The following is a 15,519-nucleotide window of genomic DNA, read 5'->3' as shown; positions in this document are numbered from 1 at the left end:
TTTTATTATACTTCGACACCGCTATCACTAATAATCCTTTCACCAACTGGCTGTTCCTCTTCAAAGTTACTGAGATAGTTTTTATAAATCTCATCACCCTCAGAAGACAATTCCATGATGTATCTTAAAACATCATCTCTTGAATAGCTGAAGTAAACATCCAAAGTTTCACTGATGCCCATTAACTCCAACTGCATATTCAATAATTGATTACAATACTTTAACACCCACTTCTGGTCATTGGCTACATTAACAATAAAACCGGTAATGGCTGAATCGTTAATGTATTCAGCAACGTTTTGGTTTGATTTCTCATTACCTGCCTGGGACTGAGGAGTAACAAAAGTTCTTAAAATATTATTCCTAAAGATTTCAGTCTGCCGAGTATAGTCTGACTGGTAGTTGTTACCCCCAAGTATTTTACTTTCAATTCCTGGAGGTACAATAGCTACGTTTGAGTTTGCAGTGGTTCCGTAATCTGCATAAAGATTTTCTTTTGCAGTAGATGAAAGTTCAGTAACAATAGGCTGGCCGTTAGAGTCAAGTGATGGTTTTACTTCAATGATATTATCTTTATTAATTCTCTCTACCTGATTTCTTTCAAGATTGCACTTGTGGTATATATCATCAAGACAATTCAAGATAATGCTTTGAGCTTCGCAATATATTTCATTGTACATGAAGTTAATGACCTCATCCGGTTCGTACTTTACCGTTAAGGTTCCTTCTTCCACACTAACATAATTGTTGAACTCTTCAGGAGATCCGTTTACAATATCTTTTGGCATCTCATGTAAGTATAGTTGAACTTCATTGTCATCGTTGAATTCTTTTTTAAGGCCGTAACCGTGAGCACCTATTTCTAAAAAGATTGGTTTAATATATTTGCCAATACTTTTATCCCAGCGTTGTACTGGTTTGATTAATCCTTCTCCGTCAACCATTCCTCCCTGAAGGATGTTTTTAGCAACCTGAGATATGTCAATCTTTCTTGCCCATAAGATTAAAGTTAGTTTCTGTTCAGCAGATAATTTATTTTCCTTATCCACAAGAACAATATTAACATTAGCTTTATCAATTCTGTTTTTCAAAACACCTGCAGTATAACCATCAAGCTTAACAGCATAACGTGCATTAGCTATTGTCTTATTGATTACTGGTGGAAGTGCATCAACAAGATCAAGACCTGTATTTATTCCGTCAGTACGAGGCTGTCTTTCATCCTCACCCCAATAGCTACGTTTAGTGTTATACTGTTCTACACGATTATTCAATAATCTAGTTTTAATAAAAGAAGTAATTCCCATATTAACCATTCCAAAATCTAATTTGATATATTATATAATTTATTATCTTATCTATTATATTATTTATATAAATATAATAATAAGCATTAGTGATTTTGGAAAAGTATAAATTGTTTTAAAATTAATATAGTAAACTGTAGAAGAGAGTATATAGTTTGTGATATTTTTAATAATATATGTTAAATATTTTGATTAATTTAACATTTTAAAAAAATGCGAACCGAAAAATTACTTTTCACTTGCTGACAACCCTGCAAGATAACCAGTTGAAAATGCAATTTTTAAGTTATATCCTCCGGTAGGACCATGCAAATCCATAACTTCACCAGCAAAATACAGGTTAGGTGTTAATGTGGATTCCATAGTTTTGGGATTTATATTGGCTAAATCAACACCACCAACAGTAACTTTTGAAAGTTTCCCATTAAAACCGGTTATTTCAAATGTAAATCTTTTGAGATTTTCAATTAAACGATTTTTGCTCTTTTTGTTGATGCGTGAGAGCTGAGTTTCACCGTCAAGATTAATCTCATCCAAAAAGAAATCTATAAAACTGTTAGTCAGATACATTTTGAGGTAATTTTTAATCATAGTTTTTCCTTTAGATTGAAAATCGCTGTTGAATTTCTCTAAAAGATCTTCACGAGAAAAATCAGGACAAAGGTCAATAGCTATATCAACATCAACATCAGGATTATCCTCTAATAAGTTATAACTTATACCTTCTGATATCTCATTGCTCAGGTTAATAATTCCAGGACCAGTCAATCCGACATGCGAAAAAAGAACGTTGCCATTTACCTTTGATTTCTTATAACTTATAACAACATCATAAAGAGTCACACCAGCAATGTCAGACAAATCTTTTTTGGTAATCAATGGACTCAAACCATATTTAATGTCTGTTACTGGCTGAGAAGTTAAGGCATAGTTTTTAGGACTGCATCCGGTTTGAGGATAGGTAACGCCTCCGGTTGCGATTATTATCTTTTTGGCTTTTAACTTATCATTTATAACAAAATCATCTGTTATTGTTTTAACTTCAAAGTTATAACTTATAATAACATCATCCAAATAATCAGTTAAAACTTCTAAGATATCACTTGCCTTTTCAGTTTCAGGAAAAATTCTATTGTCATCCTCTTCAATGAAATCCAATCCCTTATCCTGAAAAAGTGACAGCAGCATTTCATTTGTAAATGTAAAAAAAGAGTGTTTTAAAAAGTTTTTTTGAGGATAGAAATTCAATAGCTTTTTTATTGGCTTGAGGTTTGTGATATTGCATCTTCCTCCACCTGTCAACAATAATTTGCGACCCAGTGAGGAGTTCTTTTCAAGCAGTATTACACTGGAGGAACTTTGACTTGCAGCAATTGCAGCCATTATTCCGGCAGGTCCTCCGCCAACAATAGCTATATCATATTCTTCCATATTATCTTAAAAAAAAGAAAAAAGATTAAGGAGTTAATCTGTGTCTGTCTCTTGGGAAGAGTACACATTCACGGATGTTTTCAGCGCCTGTAAGTACCATGGTTAACCTGTCAGCACCTACACCCCAACCTGCATGAGGAGGCATACCGTATTCGAACGCTTTAAGATAGCTTCCAAATCCGTCTGGGTTTAAGCCTCTTTCTTCGATTTGTTTTACTAAAAGATCATGCTGGTGTACACGGGTAGCACCTGAAGATAACTCCAAGTTATTGTACATTAAATCGAATGCATGGGAGTATTTTTCGTCTCCTTCTTTAGGCATTACATAGAACGGTTTGATTTCAGATGGCCATTCTGTCAAGAAGTAGAATCCGCCCATAGCATCTCCCAATACTTTTTCAGCTTCACGGGATAAGTCTTCTCCCCATTGCATTTCGACATCTCCTGCATTAACAATTTCAAGAGCTTCATCGTAAGTTACAACTGGGAATCTTTTATCAGGAACTGGAATTTCATGGTCTAGGATTTCCAATTCGTTAGCACAGTTATCATTAACATCGGTAATGACTTTAACAAGCATGTCGTTTAAGATGTTCATTACATCGACATCATCCATGAAAGAAGCTTCTGCATCGATGGAAACTGCTTCGTTAAGGTGTCTTAAGGTATCGTGCTCTTCTGCTCTGAAAATCTGACCGATTTCAAATACCTTATCCATTCCACTGGCCATCATCATCTGTTTGTACAATTGTGGAGATTGGCCTAAAAATGCTTCTTTTTCAAAGTAAATAATCGGGAATAATTCTGTTCCTCCTTCAGTAGCGGATGCTACAAGTTTAGGAGTGTTGATTTCGTAAAATCCGTTGTCATAGAAGAAGTCCCTAATTGAATGGAACATTTGACCTTTGATTTTGAAGATAGCTGAAACGTTTTCTTTTCTGATATCCAGGAATCTTGAGTCTAATCTTGTATCGATTCCAGCTTTTACTTTTTCTGTCGGATCCATTGGTAAAGGTTGGTTGGCCAGGTTTAGGATTTTAACTTCTTTTGGTAAGATTTCAACACCGTTTGGTGCTTTAGGAGCTTCCTGAGCTAAACCTTTGATTGCAACAACTGATTCTTTTCTTAAACTTCTTAATTCTTCTAAAATTTCTGCTTCTACTTTTTTACTTGGAGCGGTTACTTGAACCCTTCCGGTTACATCACGTAAAATTACGAACATGATTCCACCGAAGTCACGGATTTCATGTACCCAACCCATGACGGTAACGTCATTACCTGCAATTTCGGCAGTGCATTCGTTAGCGTAATTTGTTCTTCTCCAATCATTTAATAAACCTTGCAAAATATTCACCTCGGTTATAAAAATAAAAATAATGATAAATTTTCATTATAATTTTAGTTTATATTTAATATTTAATAAAGATATGCAAAATTACAAAAAATATCTTAATCTGTAAAAAATAATTCAAAAATAGTGTTGTCTAAGTTTATAGGACAAAACCTATAAACTACCGTCAGATTAGACAATGTTTAATCAGTAGTTTTCTTTCTATTAATGAAAGTGCGAATATGAAAAATCATATTCTGTTAAATTATTAAATATATAAACTTAACTAAACTTAATAATTAATGCATATTTAAAAAACAATAATAAGGAAGCGAATTTAGAAAATTAAAGTAAATTTATTAAATTGTTTTAAAAAAAGAAAATTGTAAGGATTTAAAATTTATCCTTATCCAAAGTTTTTACAACTTTTGCAGGAACACCGACAGCAACCTCATAGTCGCCGACATCTTTAGTGACAATAGCTCCGGCACCGACAATTGCATATTTTCCAATGGTTACGCCCGGCAAAATACTTGCACCGGCACCAATCCACGCTCCTTTTTTGATGTGGATAGGTTTGCAGGTTAAAACCTGTCTGTCATATTCATCATGGTTGTTTGAGAGCAGCTGAACATTGGCAGCCATCATTACATCATCTTCGACAGTTATTCCGCCACGGGCCATTAAAAGTGAATTGGAATTAATGAAAACATTTTTACCAATTTTGATATGGTCAAATGCAGCACCGGCAATAGGAGCCATAACCATTGAATCTTCCCCTAAATTCTCACAAAACAACTCTTTTAAAACTTCATTGTACTCATCAGTCATTGGCATTGTATGATTAAGCTTAAAAACTAATTGAGCCTGTTTTGCACCAGTTTTTTGATCTTCCAAAGACATTTCCCTCATGTCAACTCTTTCAAAATCCATAATATCACTATAAAAAAATATTTAAAAAAAGCATTAAGTGTTGTCCAAGCTTATAAGCAATTAAAAAATACTTATAAGCTACTACCCGATTAGACAACTGTTTTTCCATTAAACTTGGTACGATTACATCATAATCAGAATATGAAAAAATCATATTCAATAATATTTTAAAAAAACTAATATATAAAAATAACTAAAATACCTAATTTAATTTAAAATAAGGAGATATTTTGAAATTAAAAAAGAATGGGGAGAGTTACGCAAAACTTCCAGCGGGTAGACCTTGAAAAATCACGAACCATTCTTTTCAAAATTCGACTGTCCTACTTAATTAAAATTCAATCATCTAACCTGTAAGAATAAGTCAATAATTGCAATAATAACTAAGACTATTGTGAGAAGAAGCATCATCTTCTCATACATTCTCTCCCCCCAATAATTATACTGGGAGGCGTATTTAACTACTTCAATAACCATCACCAAGTATAATGGATTAAGTTATTAATTTATCTATTGCTTTTTAATTAGATTTAAAAAATATATAAATAGCTTAGAAAGTCATTTCATAAAATTGTAATGAGAATATACAATTGTTTTTATTTTAAAAAAAATAAGAAAGGTTTATAAGAAAAATAAACTTATAAACATTATTTTAATCTTGTTTTAAAGGAATTTGCATGAGCAAAAAATCCTTCATATTCGGCTATAGGAACTGAAGTTTTTGAAAGCTCTTCAAGACCTTCCCTGGTCAATCTTTGAACAGTAGGCTTTTTGATAAATGCTTCAGTTGAAAGGCCTGAATACATTTTAGCTCCTCCTCCTGTAGGCAGCACATGGTTTGTTCCGGATCCGTAATCTCCCGCTGCTACAGGTGAGTATGAACCTAAGAATATAGATCCTGCATTGTTAATGTGTGATAATGTTTCATCATCATCTTTTGTGGTTATGATTAAATGTTCAGGAGCATATTCATTTGTAACATGAATAGCTTCCTCAAATGTGTCAGTGATAATGATTTTTCCACTTTTTGACAATGATTCTTCAATAATTTCACGCCTTGGTGCAATCTCAGTCAATTGGGTTACAAACTCATCTGTTTTAACTGCCAAGTCTTCACAATCAGTGACCAAAAAGCATGACGCATTAGGATCATGTTCTGCCTGTGCCAAAATGTCAGTTGCTAAAAATTCAGGGTTTGCAGTTTCATCAGCTAAAATCAATACTTCTGAGGGACCTGCCGGAAACTCTATATCTACTTGACCATATACTAATTTCTTTGCTGCAGTAACAAATATATTTCCCGGACCAACAATTTTTTCTACTCGAGGTATTGATTCGGTACCATAAGCAAGTCCGGCAATTGCCTGTGCTCCACCAACCTTATATATTTCATCTGCACCTGCAATATCAGCTGCAACCAAAATAGCGTCTAGAATTTTACCATCCTTTTGAGGTGGAGTTACACAAACGACCTTTTCAACACCAGCGATTTTTGCAGGAATTACTGTCATCAGTATTGATGAAGGATAAGCTGCGCGTCCTCCTGGAATGTAACATCCAGCAGAGTTGATTGGCCTTACAATTTGACCTGCAACAATACCAGGATTTACTTCCATTTCCCATTCAGATGGAATCTGTTTTTTATGAAATTTTTCAATGTTTGATGCTGCCTGTTTTAAAGCTGCAAGCAGTTCATCATCCAAAGTATCATAGGCCTCTTTAATTTCATCTTTGGATACTTTCAAATTTTCTATTGTAACGCCGTCAAACTTTTCAGTATATTCTCTAATAGCTTTATCTTTATTAACTTTAACATTGTTTAAAATATCAGATACTGTATCTAATACCTTATTTACATCTTCTTCTGATCTTTTAATGGTTTGGGCCAAATCAATTTCTGAATAATTGAGTATTTCCATTTTAACACTACCTTAAAATAGCTCCTGTATCAGCAGAGTGTACAAGTTTTTGATATAATGCCAGCCAACCGGATACATCGCTTTCAGGGTGTTTAACTTCTTTTAATCTGGTTTCGATTTCCTCATCACTCAACTCAACATTGATTAATCTGTTGTTAATGTCAATTTCGATAATGTCTCCATTCTGGATTGCTGCAATAGGACCGTTTTCCCTTGCTTCAGGAGATACATGGCCTATGCATGGTCCACGTGTTCCCCCGGAAAATCTTCCGTCTGTTATTAATCCTACATCCTTGATGTTCATTCCTGCAAGTGCAGATGTCGGATTCAACATTTCACGCATTCCAGGGCCTCCTTTTGGTCCTTCATATCTGATGACAACTATGTCGCCCTCTTCAATTTCATGGTCAAATATCGCTTTTGTGACATCCTCTTCTGAGTCATATACTTTTGCAGGCCCTTTAAGATGCATCAGGTTATCTGCAACAGCACCTTTCTTAACTACACTTCCGTTAGGGGCGAGGTTTCCTTTAAGAATAGCAATTCCACCATCTTCATGTACAGGATTGTCCAAAGTGTGGATGACATCTGTATTTTTGTTCTCGACTGTTTCAAGGTTTTCCTTAATTGTTTTTCCGGTTACTGTCAGCTGGTCAGTGTTAATCTTGTCGCCCAATGTTTTTAAAACAGCCTGTATTCCTCCGGCCAGGTGGAGATCCATCATTGAGTCTTCACCAGCAGGAGAGATGAGTGCAATATGTGGAACTTCCCTTGAAATCTTATCAAATAGTTCCAAATCAACTTCAACACCTTCAACCTCGCTTGCAATTGCAGGAATATGAAGGGCAGTGTTGGATGATCCTCCCAGTGCCATGTCAACAGCAATAGCATTGTTGAATGATTCCTGTGTCATGATATCTGACGGTTTTATATCCTCTTCAACAAGTTTAATGATTTGACGGCCGGACTCGTATGCAATCTGATTGTTTTCTTCAGTCCTTGCGTGAGTGGTTGCACATGTTGGAAGAGATAAACCAAATGTTTCGGTTATGCATGCCATTGTATTTGCAGTAAAGAGACCTGAACAGCTTCCTGCACCTGGACATGCACATTTTTCAAGTTCATAAACTTCTTCTTCAGACATTTTTCCGGCAGAATATGCACCGACTGCTTCAAACACAGTGATTAAGTCTGCAGGTTTTCCATTATATTCACCGGATGCCATTGGTCCACCTGTAACAACAATGGATGGAACGTCAACTCTTGCAGCACCCATAATCATTCCCGGAACTACCTTATCACAGCTTGGAATTAATACCAGTCCGTCAAATGCATGTCCCTTGGTCATGCTTTCAACTGTTGCTGCAATGATTTCACGTGAAGGGAGTGAATATTTCATTCCTTCATGGTTCATACTTATTCCGTCACAAACTGCCATTGTGTCAAATTCGAATGGAATACCGCCGGCGGCGATAATACCTTCTTTTACAAATTCAACCAATTCTTTCAAGTGGATATGACCTGGAACAATGTCAGTGAAACTGTTGGCAATACCGATGAATGGTTTTTTAAAATCATCGTCGTCCAGTCCACATGCTCTTAAAAGAGACCTGTGGGGAGCTCTTTGGATTCCTTTTTTAACATTATCACTTTTCATTTAATCACACAATTTAATTTAATCATTAATATATTTCTCACTAATATCTTTTATAATGTTTGAAAATGTTAAAAATCAGAACTTGTGTGAAGTGATGTAGATTAAGCAATTTATTTTAAAAAAATAGTTTTGATAAATTAAAATAGTTAAAGACAACCTTAATTAAAATAGTTGTTTAGCAAAAAATATGCTGAATTTTTATAGATAACTTTGATTAAAATGAAGTTATAATTAATTCAAAAAATAAAAATAATGGGAAAAATCAATTTCCCATCGTGTTTAAAATTTTCTTCGTAATGTAGTACCAACAATTGCGAGCAATGCTAAAAGAACCATTACTATTGGGTTACCTGTAGCATGCATTGTAGCATGAACCCGTGGAACATCTTTATTAGGATGTTTTACATCAGGTTCGGAAACAATTACATCAATTCCTTTACCATCAGAGTTTTTGGAATAGTCTGTTTCGTTTCCATCACATTCAGCGCGTGCTGTAATCATGAAGTTTCCGGATTTTAATGCAACTGTATCAATTAAAAGTGTTGCTACTTCACCAGGAGCCAAGTCTCCAACATCCCATCTTCCTGTATCTGGATCGTAAGTACCTTTAGATGGTTTAAATCCTAAAGGTTTCAATTCATCAGGAATTGTAACAAATACACGGGTGTTTTCTGCAGTATCCGGTCCATGATTGATTACAGTGACTTCAAATATGGCTTCATCTCCCACATTCACTGTTTCAACTTTAGGAACTACATTAACTTCCAAGTCAACCTCTGAATGAGCATTAGTTGAATTATCTCCCTTATTATTTTCCTTATTAGGATCATAAGTATCAGAGACCGCATCCGCTACGTTAATAATTGTTTTATTTGTAACACTCACTAAAGTTTTAATGCTTAATGTTGCAGATTCTCCATTAGCCAAATCACCCACGGTCCAAATTCCGGTAGCATGGTTATAAGCGCCATTTGAATCATCTGAAACATAAACTAAACCGGAAGGCAGTTTATCTTTTACAACTGTATTTACAGCAGTATCCCTACCATTGTTAACAACAATTATAGTCCAGGTGATTGTGTCACCTTTGTAAGGAGCATTATCAGAAACTAGTTTAATAACTTCTAAATCTGCTTCAGGGATGACATCAACAGAGCTTTTATCCTTATTATTGCTTAAATTTGGATCGTAAGTATCTGAACTGACAGATACATCTTTAGTTATTGTAGCATTTGAAGTGTTTACTTTAGTTTTGATAGTTAAAGTAACGGTATCTCCAACAGGCAAGTCACCGATGGTCCAAACAGCGCTTTCATTATCGTAAGTGCCTTGTGAATCATCAGATACATATATTAATCCATCAGGTAGAATATCTTTTAGAACTGTGTTTATAGCACCGTCAGGACCGTGATTAGTCACAACAATAGTCCAGACAACCTCATCACCATTATGACAAGGTTCAGTTTCATGGTCATTTGTAATTGTAACCTCAAGGTCAGCTTCAGGCAATACAGTAACGGAACTGCTGTCCTTGTTATTGCCCCTGTTAGGATCATAGACATCAGATGAAACGTTTTCATCCCTTGTGATTGTAGTATTGGACGCATCTGCTTTAGTAACAATAGTCAAAGTAACAGTATCATCAACAGGTAAATAACCAATAGTCCATCTGCCAGTCTCATTGTTGTAAGCTCCATTAGAATCATCACTAACATAAATCAGACCTTCAGGAATGACATCATCCAAAATAGTGTTAATAGCATCATCAGAACCATGATTAGTCACAACAACAGTCCAAACAATCTCATCACCTTTATGACAAGGAGTTGTTTCATGATCATTGGTAATTGTAACTTCCAAATCGGCCTCAGGAGGAATCTCAGTACTATTAGAAGCATTATTATTGGATTCGTCAGGGTCATAAATATCAGAAGTAACGTTTACAACATTAGGAATGGTAACATTGGAAGCGTCTACAATAGTTCTGATAACTAAAACCACATTATCTCCGCTAGCAATTTCATCTATTGTCCATACATTGTTTTCAAAGATACCTGCATGGCCAAGATTAATAACTTCCAGGATTAATCAATTCCTTAGGCAATACATCAGTAACAATTACATTAACAGCAGCATCAGTACCATGATTAACAACAGTAATAGTCCAATCACAGCATCACCTTTATGAGCACTAGCATCAGAAACACCTTTAATGACTTCCAAATCAGCCTCAGGCAATACAGTAACAGAACTGCTGTCCTTGTTGTTGCTCATATTAGGGTCATAAACATCAGATGAAACATTTTCATCTCTAGTGATTGTAGTATTGGATACATCTGCTTTAGTAACAATAGTCAAAGTAACTGTTTCATTGACCTAAAAAATTAAAATTATTTCGTATAATATCGAAGGATTTTAAATATCGAATGTTTAAAAAAGCAATTCCATAAAAATTAGTCCGATTCTTATAATAATATCCAATTTTTTTTAAATAAAATATAAATTTTTTAGAATAATTTAAATAAATTATAATAACATTAAATTAATTAGTTTAATGGACATGGACAATCCCAAGCATAGACATAATATATTATAAAATGTATAATATATTCTATGTCTACATTAGAGAAGATGAAAGTCCTAACCGATTCTGCACAGTATGATCTATGCGATTACGTCAGCCACAATAAAAGTTCACAGATTAACTTGCCTGGCATTTATGAAGCGATAGGTCATAACGGATGCAAAATTCCACTTTTTAAAACTCTATTGTCCAACAAATGTAAAAATGACTGTAAGTACTGCATCAACCAATCAAAAAGAAATTTCACAAGACTTGAACTATCTCCTGAAGAACTTGCAAAGGCTTTTTTAGGATACTACAATAGAGGTCTTGTAAACGGACTTTTTTTAAGTTCAGGAATTTCAAGTGATGCAGAATCTACAATGGAAAAACAAATAGAAACCGTTCATCTCCTGAGAAACAAATATGGGTATGACGATTATATTCACCTTAAAGTTGTACCCGGAGCAAGCAAGGATTCCATCAAAAGGGCAATGGCTCTATCAAATAGGGTCAGTATTAATATTGAAGCAGCTACACCTTCAGGTCTTGCAGAACTATCATCAACAAAGGATTACAACAAGGATATTTTAAAAAGATTGTCATGGATAAATTCTCTACAGCATAAAAGTACAACATATCCAAATTCTACCCACACTACACAATTGATTGTCGGTGCGAACAATGAAAGTGACAGGGAAATTTTGAGTAGAATGGAAAAAATATACAAAAAATCTGATTTGAAAAGAACTTATTTTTCAGCATTTACACCAATTGAAGAAACTGATTTAAGTAACAAAAGTGCTTGTTCAACTGACAGAACCGCAAAATTATACAATGCAGACAGCCTACTTAATGATTACCATTACAGTGTAAAGGAATTAGTATTTGATGAAAATGATAAGTTATCACTGACCCAGGATCCAAAAATTTTAGCAGCAAAAAATATGGATATATTCCCTGTAGAAATTAACACAGCCCCACTGATAGAATTGATACGAGTTCCAGGAATCGGTGTAAAATCTGCAAAGCAAATAATATCTATTCGAAAAAAATCACCATTCACCAATAAAGAACAGCTTAGAAAATTAGGTGTTGTAGTGGATAGGGCTGAGCCATATATCAAAATAAGCGGCCAGTACCAAACAACATTTGATTTTTAAATGTTAAAGTACTAATTTTTAAAATAAAGCAATTAAATTAAATATAATGAAAAGGATATTTGATATAATTGATATGAAAAATATATTTACAATATATTTTATTGAAACTATGTAATCTACAATTTCAAGTGTAAATAATATCAAATAAAAAAAATAGATTGATTAGTATTCATCAAATAATTTCCATATTTCAGGATATTTTTTAGAGACAGCCTCATCAATCAATGTTGAAGCTTCTTTTGAAATACTGAATTCCGGTTCAGTTTTACGCAAGTATCTGAATACTGCTGAAGACCTTGCAGACCAAAGTGTAATCCTTGGATTCTTATTTACAATCTCTTTGACTTCATCTACATGAGCTTGATTTACTTGGATTTCTTGTGATGTTTGTACAGGCTCTTCACTGCCCATATCGCCAGGTGAGTCTTCGGATGGGCTATCATCCTCTTGAGTTTCCTCTGGTTCTTCCTCTTCTGGTACCTCTTCTGGTATTTCTTCTTCTCCATCGGTAGTTGAATCATCTTCTTCAACATCACTGTCATCCTCTAACTCTTCGAATATATTCTTATCTTTACCAGATTCCTCTTCTTTTGGAGTATCCTGTTCTTCTTTTTCATTCAGCATATCTTCTAGAGACTGAGTTGAATTGCTGTCAAAATCCTCATCATAAAAATCAGGAATTAAAGAATCCAATCCTTTTCCAAGCCCTTTACGAGGCATTAGTCATCACCTTCGTCTCTTTTTAAGATTTCTTTAGCCAATTTTAAATATGCTTTTGTTCCTGTACTGTCCGGATCATAAATCAGACAAGGTTTTCCAAAACTTGGAGCTTCAGCCAGCCTAATGTTTCTTGGAATGATGGTTTTAAACAATAGATTGCTTTCACCAAAGTGACTTTTGAGTTCTTTGTGAACATCTTTGCTCAATCTGGTTCTCTTATCATATAGAGTTAGGAGAATTCCTTTAATTGGGGTTGGACTTCTGAGTCTTTTTTCAACTAATTGAATAGTATTAATTAAATCAGCTACTCCTTCAAGAGCATAATACTCAGCTTGGATAGGTATCAGAACACTATCGGAAGCTACTAATGCATTGACTGTTATGACTCCTAGGGAAGGAGGTAAATCGATGAAAACATAATCGAATAATGGAACTACATCTTTTAGAGTTTCTTTCAAAATTATATGATAATTTTCACGTCTAGAAAGCTCCATACCGGCACCACTAAGGGATATATTACTTGGGATAATAAACAAATTTTTAATAAACGTAGGAATTGTTGCTTTTTTAATACTTATATCCCCTATGATAGCATCATAGATAGTATTTTCTATTGTAGTTTTATCAATCCCGAAACTAGTTGTAGCATTAGCTTGAGGATCCATATCAACAACTAAAACAGATTTTCCCATTACCGCTAGAGATGTTGCAGTATTAACAACGGTAGTTGTCTTACCACAGCCCCCTTTTTGATTCATCACCGCAATTACTTCACTCATTAAAGAATTCTCCTATTTCTGATAAGTTTTAAGTTATCAGTTATGATTTATAACTTAAAAATTATATTTTTTAAAGAATAACTTGTAAGTTATCCAGTATAAGTTAAAAGGATTAAGTTATTACTTTTTTGTTAAAACTTAAAGGAAATAACTTCTAAGTTCTAACTTCTAAGGGATAGGAATTAAGTTTTAAGTTAAAACTTCAAAGTTATAAAAAATAAGTTTTAAGAAATAACTTATCATAACTAACTTTTAACAAATAAGTTATATTTTATAACTTCTATCTTATAAATTATTCGTTTTCACAAATAAGTTATTAGTTAACACTTGCAAGTTATAAGTTATAAGTAATTATAAAGTATAAGTTATAACTTATAAGTAAAAAAATATAAAAAAAAATAAAGAAGGATTATTTTGCGTTTTGCATTGTTCCTTCAAAATAACTTGCATAACCTTTTAAATCCAACATACCATGGCCTGAGAAATTAAGGACAATTGTTTTTTCCTCACCGGTCTGTTTGCATTTCAATGCTTCATCAATAGCTACCTTAATAGCGTGAGTGGTTTCAGGAGCTGGCAATACTCCTTCATTACGGGCAAAGGTAATTCCAGCTTCAAAGACATCTCTTTGATGAGCAGATCTAGGTTCAATATAACCTTCCTTAGTTAAAAGAGAAACTTGCGGAGACATACCGTGATATCTCAATCCTCCAGCATGAACTGATGGAGCAACAAAATCATGACCAAGGGTAAACATCTTAAGCATAGGAGTAAATCCGCTTACATCTCCAAAATCATAATCATAGGTTCCTTCTGTTAATGTAGGGCATGCACTAGGTTCGACTGCAATAAATTGAGTGTCACTTTTGCCGTCAATCTTATCCTTAATGAATGGGAAAAGAGATCCTGCAAAGTTACTGCCACCGCCAGCACAGGCTATCATGACATCCGGTGTTTCCTCAGCAATTTCCAATTGCTTTTTCAATTCCTGACCGATGATGGTCTGGTGGAGCATGACATGATTTAGAACACTTCCTAATGTATATTTAACATTGTCGTTTTCTAAAGCCTCTTCCATTGCTTCAGAAATTGCTACTCCAAGAGAACCTGGGTGGTCCGGATTTTCTGCTAAAATCTGACGGCCCACTTTGGTGTTTTCACTTGGGGAGGCGTATACTTTACCGTTATAGATGTTCATGATATTTTTCCTGTCTGGCTTTTGCATGAATGAAACTTTAACCATATATACTGTACATTCCAAATCTAAAAGATTGCATGCAAGTGATAAAGCAGTACCCCATTGGCCCGCACCGGTTTCAGTAGTCAATCTTTCAACTCCTTCCTTTTTGGCAAAGTATGCCTGAGGAATAGCTGAGTTTAACTTATGGGAGCCCGTTGGCGAGGTGTCTTCCCGCTTATAGTAAATTTTTGCAGGAGTGTTTAGATATTCTTCTAGTTTGGTAGCTCTAAACAGCGGGGAAGGTCTTCCCATCTGCATGTAAAGCTTTCTTACTTCATTAGGTATTTTGATATATCTTTCTGTTGAAAATTCCTGTTCAAGACCAGCTTTTGTAAAAGCTTTTTGAAGAGAAGAAATCTGGTCTTTTCCTTCACTGTTTTTAGGCATAGGGAGTTCAACAGGCAAATCAGCATTAATATTGTACCATTCCTTTGGCACTTCATTTGAGTTTAAGGTAATTTTGTAATCCATAATAAT

Annotated in this window: 14 protein-coding genes; 1 reads left to right on the top strand and 13 read right to left on the bottom strand. The window is 34.4% G+C overall.

Features of this window, described 5'->3' with window-relative positions:
• Nucleotides 1–5 precede the first annotated feature (5 nt).
• From E7Z81_RS08340 to E7Z81_RS08300, 10 genes are all read right to left on the bottom strand, one after another.
• The gene (locus E7Z81_RS08340) at nt 6–1,316 is read right to left on the bottom strand and encodes a hypothetical protein (RefSeq protein ID WP_292746247.1); all 1,311 of its coding nucleotides are present in this window, start codon (nt 1,314–1,316) and stop codon (nt 6–8) included.
• Nucleotides 1,317–1,535: 219 nt separating this feature from the next.
• Complete coding sequence (locus tag E7Z81_RS08335) at nt 1,536–2,738, bottom strand: aminoacetone oxidase family FAD-binding enzyme (protein ID WP_292746245.1); 1,203 nt, start codon at nt 2,736–2,738, stop codon at nt 1,536–1,538.
• 25 nt (nt 2,739–2,763) lie between these two features.
• Nucleotides 2,764–4,083 (bottom strand): aspartate--tRNA(Asn) ligase, encoded by a 1,320-nt coding sequence (aspS, locus tag E7Z81_RS08330; RefSeq protein WP_292746243.1) that lies wholly within the window; start codon nt 4,081–4,083, stop codon nt 2,764–2,766.
• A gap of 378 nt (nt 4,084–4,461) precedes the next feature.
• Nucleotides 4,462–5,001 carry a DapH/DapD/GlmU-related protein gene (locus tag E7Z81_RS08325; RefSeq protein ID WP_292746241.1) on the bottom strand — a complete coding sequence of 180 codons (540 nt, stop codon included), beginning with the start codon at nt 4,999–5,001 and terminating at the stop codon, nt 4,462–4,464.
• 342 nt (nt 5,002–5,343) lie between these two features.
• Nucleotides 5,344–5,478 carry a hypothetical protein gene (locus tag E7Z81_RS08320; RefSeq protein ID WP_292746239.1) on the bottom strand — a complete coding sequence of 45 codons (135 nt, stop codon included), beginning with the start codon at nt 5,476–5,478 and terminating at the stop codon, nt 5,344–5,346.
• Between the two features lie 170 nt (nt 5,479–5,648).
• The gene (gene hisD / locus E7Z81_RS08315) at nt 5,649–6,920 is read right to left on the bottom strand and encodes a histidinol dehydrogenase (RefSeq protein ID WP_292746237.1); all 1,272 of its coding nucleotides are present in this window, start codon (nt 6,918–6,920) and stop codon (nt 5,649–5,651) included.
• A gap of 7 nt (nt 6,921–6,927) precedes the next feature.
• Nucleotides 6,928–8,577: a dihydroxy-acid dehydratase gene (gene ilvD / locus E7Z81_RS08310; RefSeq protein ID WP_292746235.1), complete on the bottom strand. Its 1,650-nt coding sequence runs from the start codon at nt 8,575–8,577 to the stop codon at nt 6,928–6,930.
• Nucleotides 8,578–8,856: 279 nt separating this feature from the next.
• On the bottom strand, nt 8,857–10,629 hold the full coding sequence (locus tag E7Z81_RS08305) for a DUF11 domain-containing protein (protein WP_292746304.1): 1,773 nt from the start codon (nt 10,627–10,629) through the stop codon (nt 8,857–8,859).
• Nucleotides 10,630–10,645: 16 nt separating this feature from the next.
• Nucleotides 10,646–10,738: a hypothetical protein gene (locus tag E7Z81_RS12070; protein WP_367263148.1), complete on the bottom strand. Its 93-nt coding sequence runs from the start codon at nt 10,736–10,738 to the stop codon at nt 10,646–10,648.
• Nucleotides 10,696–10,935, bottom strand: a complete 240-nt coding sequence (locus E7Z81_RS08300) for a hypothetical protein (protein ID WP_292746233.1) — start codon at nt 10,933–10,935, stop codon at nt 10,696–10,698. Before E7Z81_RS08300 ends, E7Z81_RS12070 begins: the two co-directional genes overlap by 43 nt.
• A gap of 255 nt (nt 10,936–11,190) precedes the next feature.
• Here E7Z81_RS08300 and E7Z81_RS08295 point away from each other — a divergent pair, with 255 nt between their 5' ends.
• Nucleotides 11,191–12,303, top strand: a complete 1,113-nt coding sequence (locus E7Z81_RS08295) for a radical SAM protein (protein WP_292746231.1) — start codon at nt 11,191–11,193, stop codon at nt 12,301–12,303.
• A gap of 162 nt (nt 12,304–12,465) precedes the next feature.
• Here E7Z81_RS08295 and E7Z81_RS08290 read toward each other — a convergent pair whose 3' ends face one another.
• From E7Z81_RS08290 to E7Z81_RS08280, 3 genes are all read right to left on the bottom strand, one after another.
• Entirely contained in the window at nt 12,466–13,023 is a 558-nt protein-coding gene (locus tag E7Z81_RS08290; protein ID WP_292746228.1) for an AAA family ATPase, read from the bottom strand.
• Nucleotides 13,023–13,802, bottom strand: a complete 780-nt coding sequence (locus tag E7Z81_RS08285) for a ParA family protein (RefSeq protein WP_292746226.1) — start codon at nt 13,800–13,802, stop codon at nt 13,023–13,025. The genes E7Z81_RS08290 and E7Z81_RS08285 overlap by 1 nt, the downstream gene beginning before the upstream one ends.
• 409 nt (nt 13,803–14,211) lie before the next feature.
• Entirely contained in the window at nt 14,212–15,513 is a 1,302-nt protein-coding gene (locus E7Z81_RS08280) for a TrpB-like pyridoxal phosphate-dependent enzyme (RefSeq protein WP_292746224.1), read from the bottom strand.
• Nucleotides 15,514–15,519 lie beyond the last annotated feature (6 nt).

It is taken from the genome of Methanobrevibacter sp. (assembly GCF_015062935.1).
Taxonomy (GTDB): domain Archaea; phylum Methanobacteriota; class Methanobacteria; order Methanobacteriales; family Methanobacteriaceae; genus Methanocatella.
Note: the sequence above shows the minus strand (reverse complement) of the source record. Positions and strands in the feature narration are given on the sequence as shown.